This is a genomic window from Novosphingobium indicum (assembly GCF_014645195.1).
Taxonomy (GTDB): domain Bacteria; phylum Pseudomonadota; class Alphaproteobacteria; order Sphingomonadales; family Sphingomonadaceae; genus Novosphingobium; species Novosphingobium indicum.
In genome coordinates, this window is sequence record NZ_BMLK01000030.1 from 20,100 (window position 1) to 38,763 (window position 18,664).

An 18,664-nucleotide genomic window follows, 5' to 3' on the forward strand; every position below is an offset into this window, starting at 1 on the left:
GGAATCACCAGAGCCCGGCTGATGCTCCAGCCAAGTACGCAAAACCTGCGGCAATCACGAGCAGGACTGTGATCGTGAGCTTGCGCCCCCAAGGATCGGCCCAGGACTTCTTGATCCGATACTCCATCAGCCGATTTTCACGGATCGCCTGATCGATTTCGGACAGCCCCTCCCACTTCGGTGTGCGATGCTCAGCGGTGTCGACATCAAACTTGGTCATGATCGCATTCATCTGGCTTCTCCTGGAAACATAGCAGGAACAAATGCCTTGGCCACAAAAATGTGCTTGCTAAGAAACTCGCTGCCTGGCCTCTGAAATTGGAGGATTGCTACCGAGTCTTGAATGACTGCGATCACCCTGTAGCAGGCAGAGGTTATTCAGGTTAAACCCACGACAAGGATACGCTATGGGCCACTTCGAAGGAGGTTCACGTCAGGAACTGATTAATATCACTGCAGGTGAATATGCAACTTTTCAACTTGTTCATTCATGATAGCAATAATCTGGGAGGTTGTCCTTGCGTATCTCTGGCTCAGAAAGAACTTTACATATCTCGGACCAGGCAAGTGAGATAATACTCCCCACAGGAACATTGAAACTTCAATGGCGAGAGGAAAGTTGGAGTCTGGACGAGTTGTGTGCCTTCGCAGCGCGCACGAACCGACGCCGCGGCTTTCTATTGGTGTCAAAGGTTTTGGGTCGTCATTTGCCAACGCGACCCTCTGTAATGAGATCAAGTAGCGCTGCCCTCGCCTCCCTGTTGCCAGCTGACCTACCTGGTCCAGTTCTGTTCATCGGCATGGCAGAAACCGCGATTTGTTTGGGGCAATCGGTACATAGCACTTGGACACGCAAGTCAGGAAGATGCGATTCTCTCTATCTCCATTCCACCCGGCAGATGATCGGCAAGGTTCCTCTGATTCGCTTCTCGGAACCACACAGCCATGCCGAATCTCACCTTCTGTATGCGCCGGCTCCCAATGCGTGGAAATACAGGTTGGAGGACATCGCAAGCTTAGTTTTGGTCGACGATGAGATCACCACCGGCAAGACTTTTGCCAACTTGGCTGAGCATCTAGTCCCTCTATTACCACGCTTGAAGCAGATAGAAATATGTGTTCTGACGGATTGGACAGATGGTGGCGGCGCACTTGAAGCCATGCCTTTCAGCACCACCAGCCATTCACTTCTCAAAGGTACATTTGAATGGCATTGGGAAAGGGGTGAAGCGGCGGATCCAGCCGGCAACAGGGGCAACCTAGGGAGGCTTCAACGCCCCCCAAATTTCGGGCGTGAGGGAACTCCCGGACTCGAATTCGATCTCGATCATTTATGTGCTGTCTACGAGTCCCATCTCGGCTCGCCATTACATTTGATCGGAACAGGAGAACTACATTATCCTACATTCTTGCTAGGCGAAGCACTTGAGGCACGCGGCCATGATGTTTTGGTGCAAGCCACTACGCGCAGTCCAGCACGGCTCGGAGGGGCTATTAGCGCTATCCAGCAGTTACGCGACAATTATGAAACAGAGGTCCCAAACTATCTCTACAACGCTGATCAAACCAAAGAGCGTTTGAGAATTGTTTGTCACGAGACAGGCCCTAATTCCCTCGACCCTTCCTTAATTCGCAAAGGTGATTTTCCGGCTGTAGATTTTGGAGCCTTGCTATGACCGTCGCGATTGCCCTGGTCGATTTAGATGATAGCCTGTTTCAGACGCGCCGAAAGTGCCCGAACGATCTCAATGATTCAGATTTGACCGTGATGGCGTACAGCCGTGATGGTGCAGCCCTGAGCTATGCAACGCCGCGGCAGATGGCTCTAATCAATTGGCTGAGATCCGCCACAATACTGGTACCTGTTACAGGACGAAGCCTCGACGCGCTCCGCAGGGTAGAGCTTGCGTACGATTTTGCCGTAGCGGCACATGGCGGAATTATCGTGCGCCCTGGTGGTACGATTTGTTCCGAATGGGATCGCGAGGTCGCTACCAACTCTTCACGTTATCGGACGGTGTTGGAGACCTGCGCGGAGAGATTCCAGACATCGGCACACGATCGCGGAATGAACATTAACGTCCGCATTATTGGCCAGGCTGATGCCGCGCTCTACCTTGTTGCCAAGCATAGAGATGTCGGCAAGGAAGCGGAACTGCATGAAATAGGACAGGAAATGTTTGAGTTTGCCGAGACGAACTGGACCTATCACGCGAACGGTAACAACGTGGCATTTCTCCCCCCTTTTCTCGGAAAGCATTACGCTGTCGCACATTTGCTCCCCGAACTACGAAAATTGCACCCCGCACTTCCCGTCATCGGTATCGGCGATAGCGCAACGGACGCCCCATTCTTGGATTTGTGCGATTTCGTCATGATGCCCAGCCAGTCTCAACTAGCTCAATATGCACTAGATCCAGGGCGTTTGAGCAAATGAAGCCATTTTCGGGAAGCTATGACCCTGCAGATGTCAGTTTTCTCCTCTGTCCGCGTGACGTTCAAACAATCAGCGTTACCGAAAAAGAAATGCTATTGCGCAAGGGCGAGCGACATTATTCCGAGATATTGTCACACGAGGAGGCGCCAAGCGAGGACTACGTCGCAGCTTATCAGTCAGCCTTGGTTGGAAACGGGCCGCGCCTTGCCCGCGATATTAAGGCGCTTGCCGCGACACTTGCGTTGCGGCCACAATCTCCGGCTGGGCTTGCTATTGTTTCGCTTGCCCGCGCGGGTACACCGATCGGTATTCTGCTTTTGCGTGAGTTAAAGCGGCTTGGAGTACCAGCAGCGCATTATTCGATCAGCATTGTACGGGACAGAGGTATCGACACCGCAGCATTGAACCATATCAGAGATCGGCATGCTGCAATCGACATCGTGTTTGTTGATGGCTGGACGGGCAAAGGCGCAATATCGACCGAACTTCACAGATCACCGGATTTGCCTCGGCTTGGAATTATGCCTTTCCTGGTCGTTGTTGCCGATCCTGCCGGACAAGCGAACCTCGCAGCGACCGGAGAGGATTATCTAATTCCGTCCGGAATCCTCAATGGAATAATTTCAGGACTGATCAGCCGTTCGATCATATTGCCGGAGCTTGGCCCTGAGAATTACCATGGCTGTCGAGTTTTGCATGAACTGAAAACCTATGATCTCAGTCGTGATTTCGTCGACAGGGTCGACGCGATCATGCACAATCTGCCAATAATTTCAGCCGCAAGTTGGACCGATGAGCAGCGAAATGTACGCAAAGCAGCATGCTCGCGGTTAATAGAAAGGCTCACGACATGTTACGCGATTGCCGACCGAAATAGGATCAAACCAGGTATTGCCGAGGCGACACGTGCGGTGCTGCGCCGTAGGCCAAGGGTTATATTGGTGTCCGGATATTACGATGTTCATCTGCAGCATTTGCTGTTGCTGTGTCGCGAAAGGCTAACGCCCGTCGAGGAATGTGCCAGCCTAGAGGGTTATCGAGCCGTTGCGTTGCTCGAATGAAATACCTCAATTGCTAAACCGACGGTGTCCTTCGTTCACACGACCAATACATTGCAGGTTTTGTCAAATGGCGTTGGTTAAATCGATGAGGAAAGGCTTCTTAGTGATTGAAGCGGTGTGGGCCACTGCCGCATAGGGTGGTCCGGGGGGCTGCATGATTTCGCGCTCGGCTAGGACGGGCACCGATGTCGTATGCCGCGATTTCCCGTGCGTGCTTAAGAGATCAAATGGACCGCGATTTGCATTCGCGTAAATTTGCTCTTCTTGTCGCTGACCAAGCCTCGATGAAAGGTATTTAGCTGTATCGGGTGAACTTCCACGCAGAGCGATAAAGGACAGGCAGTTAGACAGAATTGCAACTTGCTCCTGCAGGTTTCCAAATTGGTTCACGTCCTGGGAGGCTAGGCAAACGCCGACCTTAGCGGAACGAACCACCGACAACAGTTCCTCGTAATTTACCCTGTCCTTGAGGCGCGCAGCCTCATCAAGGATCAAGTAAAGTGGCAACGTCGTTGCCTGTGTTCCGCCAAGCCTCCGATAGATATGATTGTTCAGCTGATTGATGAACATGCCGGACATCACCTCGGATGCGCGTCCGTCAGCTAATGCCGCACCGACGATAAGGAGCGTTGGGGCGTGAGAAATCTCTTCCAATCTGAAATCGCTGCGTTCCGTAACATGCCGAATCGGAGGTGTGTTGAAGAGGTGCAGGGCATTGAGCAGACCACTCACCGCCTTCGAGTGCTCGTCAGTGGTAAACTGCAACAAGTCCGATACTTCGGTCGCCAGATGCTGTATGTTGGGGCTTTGCCGGAAGAGAGTGTTCAGCGCAGTCTGATCTGCAACGAGAGAGTAGAGATAGCGTGGCTGGGCCGTATGTTTGTAAGCTTGCTTGGTGATGTTGATCAGTGCGCGGAGCCATCGAAAATCTCGATCGTAAAAAAATGGCTGGTTGTCGTTTGGTTTGGGCCTTCCCAGGATACTGAGGGTCGCAGCTTCAATATCGCGGTAATCGTTGATGGCATCGAACCAGTTCCACGACATCGAGCGTGCGGGATCTGAAATGTTCCAATACCAGATTCTGGCACCAACTGCCTGAGCCACCGAACGGAGCCTATCAAATAGATCACCCTTTACATCGCAGGTTACTACGCTGGCGCCTTGGTGCAGCAGAGCCGTTATCCAGGGCAAGATGATGCCTTCTGTTTTGCCGGCACCGGTCGGGCCAATGACGGCACAGCCCCTTTGCAGTGTTTCGAGAGGTAGCGAGATCGAAGCGCGCGCTTGTCCTTTCGGATGCAAGAAGCGTCCCATCGGGACACCAGCTGCCCTCAACGCATCAAGTTCGCTTTCCTTGGCAGTCCCGCGGTAATCCATCGCATCCTGATACCCAAGGGTCTTTTCAGGAGGATCGCCCGGACAAAGAACAAGCGTCTTGCCACCAAATCCAGGCAAACGGGTCTTACCCGGTATGCGGAACCTGTTGACGATAAAGACGATGCCAACGAACACTGCTCTCGACATCGCAAGCAAAAACTTGCCTATCAGGAGCACAGCTTGGCCTACAAAAGTCAGCTCCTTGAACATCGAGCTTTACCGGCTCACACGGCCCGGGACACCGCCTGGATTACCCCTCCCTGGCGCGGTCGGGGTTAGGTTGGATGTCTCCCGAGTTTGCGAATGCTCTGGTGAAGATACCTGCGATCTTTCGAAATCAGCTCGATCCTCGGGACGCATCAGTTTCGACGAAAACCCCTCCTGTTTGCGTTGCGCCATTTGTTCGGGCGGGGCCTTAACTTCCGCCGGCATACGCCTTAGACCCAATCTTTGGGCGGACTCCACACGGTGTTTACCGTGCTCAGCCACATATTCTCTTCCATTCCAATAGACCTTGACGAGATTTATGGTATGACTGCCATCATTCCCGTAATACTCATGGTGGGTCTTGCCGAGCGCCTGCTCTTCAGGGGCGCCGCTGCCTCGCTTCCGGCTAAAATCTTCATAACCGTAACCTCTTTCGACAGATTGGCACTGTATTTCGGCAAGTTGCCGGGTCCATCTATCTATATCCTCTCGAGAGTGACTATTCTGGGTGTATTGCCAATCAGCATCTAAATCGGGTCTTTTGACCTGACTTAGATCCACTTCGAAGAAGCCTTTGTCCCAGTCCATCCGGAGAGCTCCCCAAACTAACCTTTGCGCTTCGCCGCTTCCACGGCAGCAGCCACACTGCTGTAGGATCCGTCATGCTTCCCATCCTTGTATAAATAGATGGATGTCGAGAAGGTACCGGAATCTTTCACAATCTCATACTTCGAGTATTTTCCATAGATCGTTTCAACTACGGTCTTTCCCATGCCTATTTCTCCTATATTTGTGAACAACATAGATCATTGATTCACGATCTGAACTTGAACAAGCCTGCCCCCATCCTCTCGAGACAGCAATATTTGCCCGCCGTCAGATAGTTTAACGCTGTCATTTATCGGAATGTCCATTTTCGCTACTGCATCGTACATCTGAGGCATACCTGTATTAACCAGATACCAGTCTCCTTGGTGTAGCTGAAAGTATCCCACTCTTTTCTTCTGCTCAGGCGAGAGCTTTTCACCTGGAAAAACAAATCGATTTACGTGCCAAGGAAACAGTGACTGACCGTCCCACACCATCAATCGATGGTTGTCGGGCTTGAAACTCCCACTGTGCCGGCTCGAGTAGAAATTCAATATTGGTAACTTTCCCTGATATGTCGTTCCACAGCACGGGCATTTCGGCTTTGTCGTGTTGTCGAACACATACCAACCCATTTCGCATTTGTTGCTGCATGGCTGGACCATGTCGATCGTCTTTATCAGCGCATTTTCCCAGTCGCTTGCTGTCGGCCTCAAATTTGGCGAATGTAGACCATCTATGAATGCCTTATTGAACAGGTCACTCAAGAGCGGCCCAGCAATGGTGTAGGGCATTTGAGCGGGATCGCCCCAGGGCAGCTGCGACTTCACGAGATCACCCGACTTTATGCGGTTGCTGGCGTCCGTTGGATGCTCGACGAACAATGCCTTTGCCCCCATCATCAGCTCTTCGTCCTTCGCTGCGTCGAGGTCGTGGACCTTGCCGCCACGCAATGGGTGCCGATAGAAAAGATACATATAAATAAGAACGGCAAGGGCATGTCGGTCAGTTAGAGTGGATGGCAGCTTGCGGCCTGCGTCTCCCTTGTTCAGATGCTGCGTTTCGATGACTTCTGGCGCAATGAAATCGGGAGTGCCTACGACGTCTGGCGGAAATTTATTTGGAACAACGAGACCGTCGATATCGATGATGCAGGCTCGCCCGGTAACCGGATCTACCAGCACATTCTTGTAGGAAAGATCCGAATGCGCGAGCCCAGCTGCATGAAGCCTTCTGACAGCACGACTGATAGAGAGGCAAATCTGAAGGTGGGTGAGCCAATTACCGCGTTCCTGAGACGCGAGAAACTTAGAACGGTTGGATGCGCTGGCAAACCACTTGCCCTCTTTCTCCTTGCCCTTGATACCCAAGAAATCGTTGTTGATTGAACCATGGGAAAAAAAGAAACATGAGCTGTAGACAGGAGCGACAACGCCAAGCTTGCCGTCCTTCTCGACGATCCCGGTAGGCCAGCAAAAAAGGTCATTCCAGTATGGTCCACCTTCGCGCTGAAGTATGCCTTCACGATATTGCCCTACGATCGACTTCAGACGCTCTTGACCCTGAAAATCAAGCTTGTCCCTGAAGAACGCAACGACATAGGATTTGTCCGGGCTGAAGAAGACATCTTTCATGCCTCCTTGACCGATCATTTCATCCACATATTCCACGGGCTCCCCCGCGTGCGTTGTTAGCTTTATGATTGCCATGACAGTGCTTTCCCTATGGCACCAAGATGGCCAATGTACGATCATCGTGGTTTCCGGCCGACCAGAAGTCCATCCAATTCAGGAACTCTTCGCGCAATGCCGTGTTGCCGCGTTCAAGACGCACTTGTGAGGAAAGATCTTCGACCCAGAAATCTACCCAATGTTCAGGATTCGCAAAGACCACATCCGTTGCAAACTTTGGATCTGTAATTCCGTCAGTCATCAAAGCAAATGCGGTAAATTCCTGCCGGATATCAAAAAATATTCGCTTGGCAATTTCCTCATATCCCGCAGAAAATTCAGCACGCTGCAAGAACCGGGTTTGTCCGGCAAACTCACCTCCATCGGGCGCTGTGAGCGGCATAAGATATTTCTCATTCAAGTCGAACAGAGCGGCCCCGCCATCACCAATCGCGAAGCAACCGAAAAACCAGCCATGCGGGGTTCTCTTGCAGGCTCCGATAATCAAAGTCGTGTAGTACGCGGTAGCTTCCAAAGCGTGCTCTTGCGCTTCGGTCTCGATTGCGACGGCTGCCTTGAACGCAGCCTGCGCCAACGATTTATAGAGTATCGACTTCAATGCAGGAGTTACCGAACCTGGACTCTCGAGATGCTTAGCGACAAGCATTTCCAGCTCGTTTGAGACGGTCGTCTTCAGCAGGTTCGGTAGGACATCCAGGACGGTTTCAACAGCAATCTTTGAGCCGCGCCGTGATCGTTTGGCGCTGCCTGCGCCATCAGCGACTACCGCAATATGCCAATCGCCTCCTCCAAGACTTAGCATCCCGAAATCGTCATCGCGAAAACCGCCTTCGCGAGCATGGGAACGTCCCCTCTTGCTCGCTGCGACACAGAACAATTCGCTGTCAATTTCCAGAAAAGCTTCATCGGGCTTCCAATAAGGGTCGCTTTGATCGCTTGGTTTGCTGACCCAGAGCGATTTGGGGTCGGGGATAACTGCCAGGTTCGCGACAATTTGAGTCCTAACTCCACCAATGAGCGCTTGAAAAATCAGCTTAAAATCGCCCGCGTTGTCTAGTTTTCCCTTCACTCGCCCTTCGGACTCGAGCCATTCTAGACCGCTTCCACCGTCATCTGAGCAACTCAAGATTCGTGCACCCTCAACCCCAAGTGCCGCAGAGTAATCTGTACCGACACGCGCGTTCGGAAGATTGGTAAGAATACTCCTTGACACTATAGGTTCCGCGACGGGGGGCGACGCAGTCTCAATGCCAGGTTGAGCAGGATTAGGGTCTGGTGCGGCTTCCGTCGAGTTGGGTGCGTCTCGAGTGGTTCCGGTAGAACCATCATCTTCTTCTGACCCGCTCCGACTTTGATCGATAGCGTGGTCGGCAATCGGGTCGAGGGAAATAGGGCTCTGCGGTAACGGTGGAGTTGGAGCAGGATTGTCGTCGATTTGTTCATCGCCTTTCGCACCAGAGTCTAATTGCGCCTCGGCAGAGCTTTGAGTAAATTGCTCCCCAATCGCCGGGGATCGAGAATTCTCACCCGCGACATCCTGGCCATCATTATTATTAGGCGGACTATCCAGACAGTCGGGTTCCGCCATTTCGCAATCATGTGGGATCAGAGCAGGCTCCGACTTTTCGTCGACCTGAGGGACGGATGCCTCGCCCATTACTGATCCTTCCCAATAACTGGCAAGCGCCAACAAGGTACGCGCTCGGAGATCACGATCATCGCCGTCCTTCATATAGGCGTCACGGATGGTTTCCATGAACGCATTTTCGTCGGGCAATGCGTCAGCCTCTAGAGCAATGAGTTCGACTTGCCCGAGCAGGCCCTCAATGGCTTGAAGCAGCTCCTGATTGAGCGGAAGCTTCCCAGTCATCCTCTTTGCCTTCCGATCTTTAGCTCATCACCTGCTGAGGTTGAACCATACATGCCTGTGTTCCCACACCATGGACACGTTTGTGGCCCTTCCCCTTCAACACAATGAATCTTGCCACAGGCGCAGATCGCCATTCCGAAAGGCGCGTTGCAATGAGGACAGTTAGGTTGGCCGGCGAGCTCATCCGAGGTGACTGACTGCTCCGTGGATTTCTCATCAGAAAGCTCAAAGTAGCTATTCTTCACTTGAACAGCACCGGACAAGGCATACCGCTTGGTCCGGAAGAGCCGGGACAGTTCCGTATCAGAAGTCTCGATTTCGCCAAAGTGGCGTTCGTATTTGACAAGATAGGGCAACTTGCTTTTTGAGCACTTGCCTATGAACACAGCAAACCGGTCGTCAATGCCGGTGTCAGGAGATATTACGTGTGGCCTCTCGATCCTTTCGAGAAGGCCCTCACGCCCTTTCGCCAGATTCACACCACGGTCTTGCCCTGCCTGCACACTGCTCACAAGACTTCCAATCGACCTGGTGATCCAGTCGATCAGATGTGTGAAGGCTTCCGGGGCTTTGTCGTCAAACACCATGACATCGTCTGTCAGGCGCTTCAGCATAGCATGGTCAGCCCCACCTCCAACCGAAACCGCGACCAAGTTGACTCGGCTCCTAAAATCCTGGTTCCATCGCAGCTCGGCGGCCGATGTGTTGTCGGTAGGATGCCCGTCCGTAAGAAGGAAGATAAAGGGTTGCCAGTCGCCCTTGCGTTCCGCAGTGGTCTTGACGAGGTTTCGATCCATTTCAGTCATGATGTGATCGAGCGCCAAACCAAGGGATGTTCCTCCGCCAACCGGCAATTCTGGCGTATGAAAGGACGGCAGCTCGGTCAGAGGCATTATGGTCTTTGCCTTGCCAGCAAATACAACGACAGAAACAAAAGCCGTTTCCAACGCATAGGGATCGGTCCGCAAGCGCCTGATTGTTTCGCCAATGCCGTCCTGCAGCATGTGCAGGTTCTGTCCTGCCATGGATTCAGACACATCGACCAGGAAATAGATTGGAAGCCTGCGCATGGAATTTCCTAGAATACGAGTTGGATTTCTGGAGGAGCTGGAGGCAATGGTGCGGCCTCAGAGGCACCCATGGAGCGGCTCCCGCCAGAGATGGCCGATGAAATCCACTTAAAGAAGCTGCTGAAAGTTGCGCTGTCCATCGTATCCAATGCGACCACGTGATCGCACAGAGGCCTCAAATCATCTTGCTTTGCCTTTGGCCCGGCAACACAGCCGATTATGTTGGCAAATCCGATCGACCTGATTTTCGGGCACTCCTGCTCATATGCCTGGATATCCGAAGGCTTGCCGTCCGTCATAACAAACAGAAATGGGGCCCAATCCCCCTTTTGCTCTGCAGTCGAACGAATGAGCTCGTTTCTGACCCGCTGCCCCAATGTGTTCAGGGCTAACCCCAGATGCGTAGGGCCCGACTCAGGAGTGACGATCTGTGGAACCTGGAGCTCATCAAGGGCGGTGAGCGGCAGGACGACATTCGCATCAGCATCGAAGGTAATGATGCTTACAAACACCGATTCAAGGGCGTGAGGATCCTGCCTTAACGCGCTAACCATTGAGCTGATGCCGGTATTAACAGCCTCGATCGGTTCGCCACGCATTGAGCCTGAGGTGTCAAGTAGCAGATAGACCGGTAATCTTCTCACCATTTATTCTCCGCAAACAGCTGACTCACACCAAGTTGATTTCGGGCGGAGGTGGCGGGAGCTCGCTCAGTTGTGTGGATTCGGTCTTGTTGAGATCGACCTTCTTCGACGAGGTCGAGATGCTGGCCGAGACCCACTTGAAGAAGGCCCCGATCGAGCTGCTATCAGCCGTATCAAGCGACACGACCACTTCAGTGATCTGCTTGAGGATGCTCGTATCTGCATGTGGTCCTGCGGCGCAGGCGATCACCATTCCGGTCTTGACCTTCCTGAATTCATCCAATCCGCGTTGCCAGTCATCGGTTGGCTGACCATCGGTCATCAAGAAGACTAGCGGCTTCCAATCGCCTTTTGTCTCCGCAGTAGCCTTTTCCACTTCACGTTCGATACATTCTTTCACTACTTTCAAAGCATCGCCCAGCGATGTGGTCGAGCCAGGCTGAATGTCTGGTGGCTGAAAGGACACCAGCTCGGTCAGAGGCACGACTTGTCTGGCTGAATCATCAAAAGTCACGACACTGAGAAATGCAGTCTCAAGAGCGTAAGGATCCGTTCGGAGTGTACTCACCAGCATCTGCATGCCGTTGCGCACCGCCTCGATGGGTTCGCCATTCATCGACCCAGAGACGTCAAGGACAAGGTAGACAGGTAGTCTGCGCATTCAATTTCCCCCTATAATCAATTAGGCAACCTCGATGCCAAACTGTTCACATATTGCACGTAATCCGCCCGAATAGCCTTGGCCGACGGCTCTGAATTTCCATTCTCCCGACCTACGGTAGACTTCGCCAAAGAGCATAGCCGTCTCCACAGAATAATCCTCTGAAAGATCGTATCGGGCAATTTCCTTATCCGTTTCATCATTTACTATTCGAATAAAGGCATTTCGCACCTGACCAAAGTTCTGCCTCCTCGACTCGGCATCATGTATGGTCACGGCAATTGCAACCACTTCAACCTCAGCGGGGACGCGCTCAAGATCAATCTTGATGGCTTCGTCATCTCCGTCCCCCTCGCCAGTGATATTATCGCCGGTATGCTCGACTGAACCATCAGGTGAGGTGAGATTGTTGTAAAAAACGAAGCAATCTTCTGATAACACCTTGTGATCCTTGCCGAGGAGCAAGGCAGAAGCGTCAAGATCAAAGTCGGCTCCGTCACTTGAGCGCGCATCCCAACCCAACCCAACCAGAATCCGCCTTAGCCCAGGCTCCGATTGCGAAAGCGAAACGTTTCCGCCTTTTTCGAGAGAGATCGCCATATAATTACCTCAATATTTTCCACTTTGCTCAAAATGTCTGACTCAGAGGCTTGCAACCACTGCAGGAACCATGTCGATCGGTGTGCGACCGTTTGCAGGATTACCGATCGCGTGGATCTTCCACTCCCCATTGTGTCGATAAATGCGTGACATGATCATGCCAGTGTGACGTCCGGAATCGCTAATATCGTACCTGACTAGTTCTCTACCCGTGCGGTTTTCTACGACACGACAATAGGCATTCGCGATCTGATCGAATGTGTGTCCCTCATATGAGCTCACAATGAAGACGAGGGACTTAATTTCGGACGGCATTTGGTCAAGATTGACGATAATTGCCTCATCATCTCCATCGCCCTCGCCTGTCCGATTGTCGCCGGTGTGGACAATGAGACCGCCCACCCCATTTAGGTTGTTATAAAAAATGACATCAATCAGCTCTCCAGCCTCGTCAAAAACTAGGCACGACGCATCAAGATCGATCTCATCGGACCCGCCAAGAAGGCCGCTAAGAAAGCCGCCCTTTTTAGCCACATCCCAGCCGAGGCCCATAAAGATTTGGGACAGGTTCGCGCTCTCCTTGGTTAAACTTACCTTCTGCCCCTTCTCAAGTGAGATACTCATTCCTCTGTCTCCGTAAGATATTTGATAGTAATTTACGAACGCATCACAAAACGACTCTAAAGGATTGGATCCTGTATCAGAAGGATTCCTTTCCCATTCGATTCTATTGAAGCACCGAAACGTCGAAGCATCTGATGCGGATCAAGTAGTGCCAATTGAGTTAGGTCCACCTGTGACCAGGAGTTGCGATCAATCTCAACGGCTGCAACATACTCATTCTCGCGACGACCAGTTGAGGCGCTACGTTGTGTATATGCCGAAACAGCAACAGATCGGATCAAGTCTGTAACTGCAAAGCTATGACCTATCAGCCGTACCAGGATTGAGCACACATGCTCGAGGTACAAAGCGGCGAGCTCCTTCTGAGACACTTTTTTGGGCTCGATCGCTAACCGCACCTTGCTCACCGTCCAGTGAGATTGAGGCATATCTTCGATCTCGGGCAGATCTACATCGAGAAGCAGTCGACCGTTGGCATATGAAATCGCAATGTTCGTTTCACCAGGCCAATCAAGGCTCCCCAAAATGTTCAGGACAGCTTCTTCAATGGCATCGTTATCGGGACTTTGATTTGCAATTGCGGCCCGCCAACGCATCAGTGCATCAAGATACGCTTCCTCAGTGTTGAACTGATCCCGCAGTGGCTTTCCGATTGAACCTTGAGAAATTGCACCCACGCTAGACGGGATATCGCAATGCAAAAGACGCAGGGTCGAGATTCCTTGATTGCGATAGTCCTTGTGAGCTTCAAGAAACGCGACGAGCTCCTCCTTCATGGAGCGCTTTAGCAATTTCTCATGTTGCGAATCGAGCCGGTTCTGATCCTGATCAACCAGGAGGATTGCGTCGCCCTCAAGGCGCGCATTCACACGCTGCGGCGCGGTCGTATCTTGCGCTGACAAATTGGACTTGGCACGTGCGGAGGAAGCAGGTTTGTCAATTCGCTCTCGATAGCTGAGCCCTGTTCCTGGAATCCCTATGTTTCCGAATACACCTCGTTTGCCCAATGTTATGGAAGCCCCGCGCGGCCCAATGGAAAGCGATCCCCCACTCTTTGAGAGATTCAAGCGAATGCCTGGTAGGATCGATATCCGTTTGTTGAACCTAAAAGCCATATGCAACTCAGAATGCTCGAAATGACATTTTGCGCGCGGACTTCCCTTGGGTTAGCAAGTCGTCGCTGCTTGCCGAACGCCCCTTCGACATCGCAGCTGACTGGCTCCGCTACGTTTTTAGACGTTCACGCCATAGCTTGAAGCGAGCGGGCCAAGCCCTCCCTTGAAGCCCTGACCAACTGCCCTGAATTTCCACTCGCTAGCATGCCGATACACTTCACCGAGAATCATGGCAGTTTCGACAGAAGCATCCTCGGACAAATCGTACCGAACAACTTCCTTACCAGACGCATTGTCGACCAAACGGATAAAGGCATTCGATACCTGACCGAAGTTCTGGCGATTAGCCTCACCATCATGGATTGTTACGGCGATTGCGATCTTGTCGACATCTGCAGGCACCTTCGACAAGGTGATCTGAATTTGTTCGTCATCACCTTCGCCTTCGCCGGTGCGGTTATCGCCCTGATGGACAACTCCGCCCCCGCCAACATTCATATTGTTGTAGAAGCAAAAATCTGAATCCGAACGAACTTTGCCGTCAGCTTTCAGCAGGAAGGCCGATGCGTCGAGATCGAAGTCCGTCCCGTCGGTAGCGCGGACGTCCCACCCCAAGCCAACCATGATTGAATCAAGTCCGGGAGCTTCCTTGGAGAGCGAGACGTTGCCCCCCTTCTCAAGTGAGATTGCCATTTTTTTCTCCTTTGGATGGTCTAGAAAACTGCTCTTTCGACATGAAGACTGCCAAGCGGGGCGTGCTGTTACGGGTCACGTTGTCCGATGGCCCGGAACGACGTCGCCGGTTGGCAGGATCGCGTCCGCATCACCCTCCTCTTCGTACTCATGCGGGAACAGTTTCTTATGTCGAATTGATGCCCACAAAGACGCGCCGATTATTGCTGCACCAAGCAGACCAGTTACGACTTCAGGTGTGTGAACCCGAATGCTGATGAGCATAATCACGGCAAGGGCGAAAATGGCATAAAAAGCTCCAGGTTCGAGGAAGCGGAATTCCGACAAATGGCCGCCACGGACTAGGGCCACCGTCATGGATCGAACAAACATCGCTCCAATGCCCAGACCGAGCGCAATTATCAGAATGTCATTGGTGATCGCGAACGCACCGATAACGCCATCAAAGGAGAAAGACGCATCCAGAAACTCGAGATAGATGAATCCCCCGAGCCCAGATCGCACAATTTTACCACTCGCATCCTCTTCGCCGCCCAAAAAATCTCCGAGTTTCTCAACCGCGAAGAAAGTTGCAACCCCGGAGAGGCCGGCGACAATGAAGGTAAACCGCTCCTGACCATCAACAAGGAGGGACAGACCTCCGATGATTAGTGCGGTGGCAATGTAGGTGGAGAATGGGATCCTCGCGAACCATGCCAAGGGGCGCTCAATGAAAGACAGCCAATGGTGTTCTCGATCTTCATCAAAGAAGAACGTCAAACCAACCAGCATCAAAAAGGCGCCGCCAAAGCCGGAAATCCCGACGTGTGCCCCCGTAACCGTCTCTTCGTAGAGCGCCTTATCGGTGATCGCAATTTTCAGCGCCTCCCAAGGCGATACCCAGGCTGCGATTGCAACGATGGCCAATGGAAAAACAATGCGCATACCAAAGACAGCGATCAGGATGCCCCATGTCAGAAAACGCCGCTGCCATTTTTCGTCCATATCCTTAAGCACAGACGCATTGACTACCGCATTGTCTAAACTGAGTGATGTTTCCATCACCCCTAAAACTGCAGCAATGAAGACCATCCCTAGCGCGACGGGGATTGATCCATTGCTCTCTGTGTATCCCACAATCCCTGCCAGCCCTAGGCAAACAATTGTGAATAATATCGATCCAGTGAAGTTCTTTAGCATCGAAGGCCTCGAAAAAGGTACGTTAAGTTAGAGCGCCCTAGGGCTTTTTAGTCCTTTGATCCAGCAGTCCACTGAAGATATATGCCAATATCATCAGCAAATGGTTTCTGGCTTTCATAGTATTGCATGTGACGAGTTACCCTGAGGTCGCCTGACACGTTGTCGATCAGTGCAATACCGCATAACCGTCGGTCGTTTCGACCGTCATCCATGCGCACTTCAATTTCAGGTTGGCCCGGAATGGTGACACGAACGACGCCATCAGTCTGCTGCCAGTTTGGCACACCGTCATAGATTAATGCGAAGAAAGCCAGGCGGCGAATGTGGCTAAAATAGGCGCCGTTGACACGAATTGTCTCGCCTGAAGATACCGCGCCAGTCCGATCGTCTCCCGATAGTTCAATCCATGGCTCGACATGAAAAGCTCCAAACGCATTGCCCAAAGCTTGGACGACACCTCTGTAGCCATCCTCAAGCTCAAACAGGACGCCTAGGTCGAGATCGACTGGCCTTGGACCACCAAAGATTCCTCTGCGAGCACTTCCCTGATTCCAATTCAGGTTCACGGTAATTTCGCCGAAATTCGCGCCAGTCTTCTTCAGATTTACGGTCGGGTTCGACTTCTCGAGCTTAATCTTGGTCAAATTGACAGGCGGCGACGCGGCCGCTTCAATCGCACTTGAATGCCCACCGACTTCGCCGCCGAAGTGCTCAATCAACGCTGCCAAGCCTCCAGCAAATCCCGCCGCGACAGCTCCCACCTTCCAACCAGCGGAGTGACGATAAATCTCAATCATCATCACGGCCTTCTCGTCGTTGAGGCAGCTCGCAACGTCGAATTGAGCCTTTCCGTCGCCTAAGGTCACAGCTAACGGACGAGATTCCGCAACAGCTCTTACATCGTGTGTGGCAGTGAACACGATCCGGTGAACCTTCTCAGGCAGTCGATCGAGATCCACACTAAACGTCGCGTTGCCAGGCCCTGATGCAAGCTCAATCTCACCGTCGGGAGACTTGAGATTAGAGAACAATACGACGTATCGGTCGTCGCCGATTTTGCCGTTCTGATCGAGGCCAAATGCGGCCATATCCATGTCGCTGAGACCGTATTCGACAGCAACGCGAAAACGTGCTTCGATACCAAGATCGCCTAGCCCGCGCTTTTCACCCTGCTGCAGTTGCATCCGTATTCCTCTCGCGAGCCTAGCCTGAAGGCTTTACGTGTATAATTTGCTAGGGTGCCCGCCTAGTTCCTCTTGGTCAGATCGACTCGTGATCCATCTGAGGGGGGAGAGTCGGTTCGCCCGCCTTGATTTCTCAACCTGTTCATGGCTTCAGCACCGACGTTCCTCGCAGTGGAGATTGCCTCCGACCTCATGTCGTCCACAAGCCCCTCATCGACAACAATCAAAATTGTCTTAAAATTGAATGGTTTGAAATTGGCGATAGGAACCGTTCCAGGTCGAAAATGCTCCACAAGCCAAAGTATTGGGTCGCCTGAAACCATATATATCAATGGGATAAACCCGATCAGGCCTACAAATGGAATGACTCTGGAGAAGGCCATCACCACGAGTGCCAGTGGGATCAGAACGACAATGCCAATGATTGGACCAAGGAAAAGGAACGTGAAAAAGCCCTCAGGATTGCCCCCGAGAATCTGAAGGAAGGCCCAGGTAACACCAGCAGCAGCCGATCGCATTGCTGCCAGTGTGAACGTGCTCCTCCAGTCAACCAGCGCGCCCCCAACATTTAGCGCACGCAACATCCATTCATACATAATCACCCCCCGATTTTCCGCCCGATCCAAATGCCAAGCGAAAGGAAAAAATCCTCAAAGTCAAGAACGATTTAGACAAGCATTGTGACAGGAGATTGTGCGGTTCGCGGATCCTCTCCCATAAGGTTATAAAAGTTCACCGGTCGCCCATTCTCTAGCAACCGCGCATTCATCGTGAAGTCTGGCAATCTGCAGAGTTCCCGCCAGCGATCAGGTGCCTCAAGCCAGGGTGCTAACCTCATGGCATCGGCGGCGCCGAGACGGAATGTGATGAGGTTGCCGACATTGGCAAGCGTAGCAGCACCGATGGAGTTGTTGTCGGTCCCACCAATCTGACCCAGCGATTGATTAGCGAGAACTAAACTCGCTCCGAATTTGCGGCCCTCTGCGAGTAGCGTCTGCAAGGAATCGCCGCGACAATTCTGGAACTCGTCTACGTAGATACGGACCGGTTTTCGGTGCTCTCGCCCCGCTCGTCCCATCACGGCCGAGCAGATTTTCATCACACTGGCAGACATTGCCAATTGAGCCAGGCTCGCGCCCAGGACGCCCTTGGGGCAACGCAAAATGAGAATTTTGCTACATTCGATTACATCCTCAAAGTCTATGCAGTTTCCTGCAGCCGGGAACATCGCTAGTGCATGGCTTGAGCTGATGAAACGGGTAAGCTTGCTGGTGATGTAGGGGGTGATATTCTCTAGGTTGTAGTGAGGTGGTCCCGCCTTCCTGTACAGGTTTGCGGCTAAGTTAAGCTCATCCGGTTGTTGTTTACGCCGCCATTCTGGTGATCAGATCATGGGGGGCATGCCCCCCATGATCTGAAGCGTCGATTTGCCCATATGCCTCTGCCGGGGTTTTGCCTGCAAGGCGTGAGTGAGGCCGGTGATGGTTGTAATAGGCGAACCAGCGGGACAGGCCTGCGCGCAGTTCGGAACCCGTCTCGAAGGCGTGCAGATAGACGCACTCGTACTTCACCGAGCGCCACAGGCGCTCGATGAAGACGTTGTCCATCCAGCGCCCCTTGCCATCCATGCTGATTTTCACTTCGGCCGCCCGCAGCACGCCGG

20 protein-coding genes and 1 pseudogene are annotated in these 18,664 nt (G+C 52.4%); 3 read left to right on the top strand and 18 right to left on the bottom strand.

The window, feature by feature from the left end:
• Nucleotides 1-4: 4 nt before the first annotated feature.
• Nucleotides 5-232 carry a hypothetical protein gene (locus IEX64_RS21070; RefSeq protein WP_188822971.1) on the bottom strand — a complete coding sequence of 76 codons (228 nt, stop codon included), beginning with the start codon at nucleotides 230-232 and terminating at the stop codon, nucleotides 5-7.
• A 403-nt stretch (nucleotides 233-635) separates the two neighbouring features.
• Here IEX64_RS21070 and IEX64_RS21075 point away from each other — a divergent pair, with 403 nt between their 5' ends.
• Genes IEX64_RS21075 through IEX64_RS21085 form a run of 3 tightly spaced genes read left to right on the top strand, consistent with a single transcriptional unit; the run spans nucleotide 636 to nucleotide 3,498 of the window.
• The gene (locus tag IEX64_RS21075; protein WP_268238472.1) at nucleotides 636-1,676 is read left to right on the top strand and encodes a phosphoribosyltransferase domain-containing protein; all 1,041 of its coding nucleotides are present in this window, start codon (nucleotides 636-638) and stop codon (nucleotides 1,674-1,676) included.
• On the top strand, nucleotides 1,673-2,437 hold the full coding sequence (locus tag IEX64_RS21080) for an HAD family hydrolase (protein WP_188822972.1): 765 nt from the start codon (nucleotides 1,673-1,675) through the stop codon (nucleotides 2,435-2,437). Before IEX64_RS21075 ends, IEX64_RS21080 begins: the two co-directional genes overlap by 4 nt.
• Nucleotides 2,434-3,498: a cysteine protease StiP domain-containing protein gene (locus IEX64_RS21085; protein WP_188822973.1), complete on the top strand. Its 1,065-nt coding sequence runs from the start codon at nucleotides 2,434-2,436 to the stop codon at nucleotides 3,496-3,498. Before IEX64_RS21080 ends, IEX64_RS21085 begins: the two co-directional genes overlap by 4 nt.
• 63 nt (nucleotides 3,499-3,561) lie before the next feature.
• Here the strand turns inward: IEX64_RS21085 and IEX64_RS21090 are convergent, their stop codons facing one another.
• From IEX64_RS21090 to IEX64_RS24510, 17 genes and pseudogenes are all read right to left on the bottom strand, one after another.
• Nucleotides 3,562-5,085, bottom strand: a complete 1,524-nt coding sequence (locus tag IEX64_RS21090) for a type IV secretory system conjugative DNA transfer family protein (RefSeq protein ID WP_188822974.1) — start codon at nucleotides 5,083-5,085, stop codon at nucleotides 3,562-3,564.
• Nucleotides 5,086-5,091: 6 nt separating this feature from the next.
• Nucleotides 5,092-5,670: a ParB N-terminal domain-containing protein gene (locus IEX64_RS21095; protein ID WP_188822976.1), complete on the bottom strand. Its 579-nt coding sequence runs from the start codon at nucleotides 5,668-5,670 to the stop codon at nucleotides 5,092-5,094.
• A 17-nt stretch (nucleotides 5,671-5,687) separates the two neighbouring features.
• Nucleotides 5,688-5,855 carry a hypothetical protein gene (locus IEX64_RS21100; RefSeq protein ID WP_188822978.1) on the bottom strand — a complete coding sequence of 56 codons (168 nt, stop codon included), beginning with the start codon at nucleotides 5,853-5,855 and terminating at the stop codon, nucleotides 5,688-5,690.
• A 33-nt stretch (nucleotides 5,856-5,888) separates the two neighbouring features.
• Nucleotides 5,889-7,379 (bottom strand): helix-hairpin-helix domain-containing protein, encoded by a 1,491-nt coding sequence (locus tag IEX64_RS21105; RefSeq protein WP_188822980.1) that lies wholly within the window; start codon nucleotides 7,377-7,379, stop codon nucleotides 5,889-5,891.
• A gap of 13 nt (nucleotides 7,380-7,392) precedes the next feature.
• A complete protein-coding gene (locus IEX64_RS21110) occupies nucleotides 7,393-9,231 on the bottom strand; it encodes a PP2C family serine/threonine-protein phosphatase (protein WP_188822982.1) in 1,839 nt (612 codons plus the stop codon).
• Nucleotides 9,228-10,301, bottom strand: coding sequence for a TerY-C metal binding domain-containing protein (locus IEX64_RS21115; RefSeq protein ID WP_188822984.1), 1,074 nt, complete (start codon nucleotides 10,299-10,301; stop codon nucleotides 9,228-9,230). Before IEX64_RS21115 ends, IEX64_RS21110 begins: the two co-directional genes overlap by 4 nt.
• Before the next feature lie 8 nt (nucleotides 10,302-10,309).
• On the bottom strand, nucleotides 10,310-10,948 hold the full coding sequence (locus IEX64_RS21120) for a vWA domain-containing protein (protein ID WP_229710620.1): 639 nt from the start codon (nucleotides 10,946-10,948) through the stop codon (nucleotides 10,310-10,312).
• 22 nt (nucleotides 10,949-10,970) lie between these two features.
• Nucleotides 10,971-11,606: a vWA domain-containing protein gene (locus IEX64_RS21125; RefSeq protein ID WP_188822986.1), complete on the bottom strand. Its 636-nt coding sequence runs from the start codon at nucleotides 11,604-11,606 to the stop codon at nucleotides 10,971-10,973.
• A 21-nt stretch (nucleotides 11,607-11,627) separates the two neighbouring features.
• Nucleotides 11,628-12,206 (bottom strand): TerD family protein, encoded by a 579-nt coding sequence (locus tag IEX64_RS21130; RefSeq protein ID WP_188822988.1) that lies wholly within the window; start codon nucleotides 12,204-12,206, stop codon nucleotides 11,628-11,630.
• A gap of 42 nt (nucleotides 12,207-12,248) precedes the next feature.
• Complete coding sequence (locus IEX64_RS21135; RefSeq protein WP_188822990.1) at nucleotides 12,249-12,830, bottom strand: TerD family protein; 582 nt, start codon at nucleotides 12,828-12,830, stop codon at nucleotides 12,249-12,251.
• Between the two features lie 56 nt (nucleotides 12,831-12,886).
• Nucleotides 12,887-13,945, bottom strand: a complete 1,059-nt coding sequence (locus IEX64_RS21140) for a DUF4236 domain-containing protein (RefSeq protein WP_188822991.1) — start codon at nucleotides 13,943-13,945, stop codon at nucleotides 12,887-12,889.
• Nucleotides 13,946-14,062: 117 nt separating this feature from the next.
• A complete protein-coding gene (locus IEX64_RS21145) occupies nucleotides 14,063-14,638 on the bottom strand; it encodes a TerD family protein (RefSeq protein ID WP_188822992.1) in 576 nt (191 codons plus the stop codon).
• A 75-nt stretch (nucleotides 14,639-14,713) separates the two neighbouring features.
• Nucleotides 14,714-15,817, bottom strand: coding sequence for a DUF475 domain-containing protein (locus IEX64_RS21150; RefSeq protein ID WP_188822993.1), 1,104 nt, complete (start codon nucleotides 15,815-15,817; stop codon nucleotides 14,714-14,716).
• A 47-nt stretch (nucleotides 15,818-15,864) separates the two neighbouring features.
• Nucleotides 15,865-17,010 (bottom strand): annotated as a pseudogene (locus IEX64_RS21155) (TerD family protein); the annotation flags it as partial.
• Between the two features lie 53 nt (nucleotides 17,011-17,063).
• Nucleotides 17,064-17,603, bottom strand: a complete 540-nt coding sequence (locus IEX64_RS21160; protein WP_188822995.1) for a hypothetical protein — start codon at nucleotides 17,601-17,603, stop codon at nucleotides 17,064-17,066.
• 65 nt (nucleotides 17,604-17,668) lie between these two features.
• The gene (locus IEX64_RS21165; protein WP_188822997.1) at nucleotides 17,669-18,229 is read right to left on the bottom strand and encodes a type IV secretion system DNA-binding domain-containing protein; all 561 of its coding nucleotides are present in this window, start codon (nucleotides 18,227-18,229) and stop codon (nucleotides 17,669-17,671) included.
• 136 nt (nucleotides 18,230-18,365) lie between these two features.
• The coding region (locus IEX64_RS24510) for an integrase core domain-containing protein (protein ID WP_229710622.1) at nucleotides 18,366-18,664 on the bottom strand (299 nt) is incomplete at its 5' end.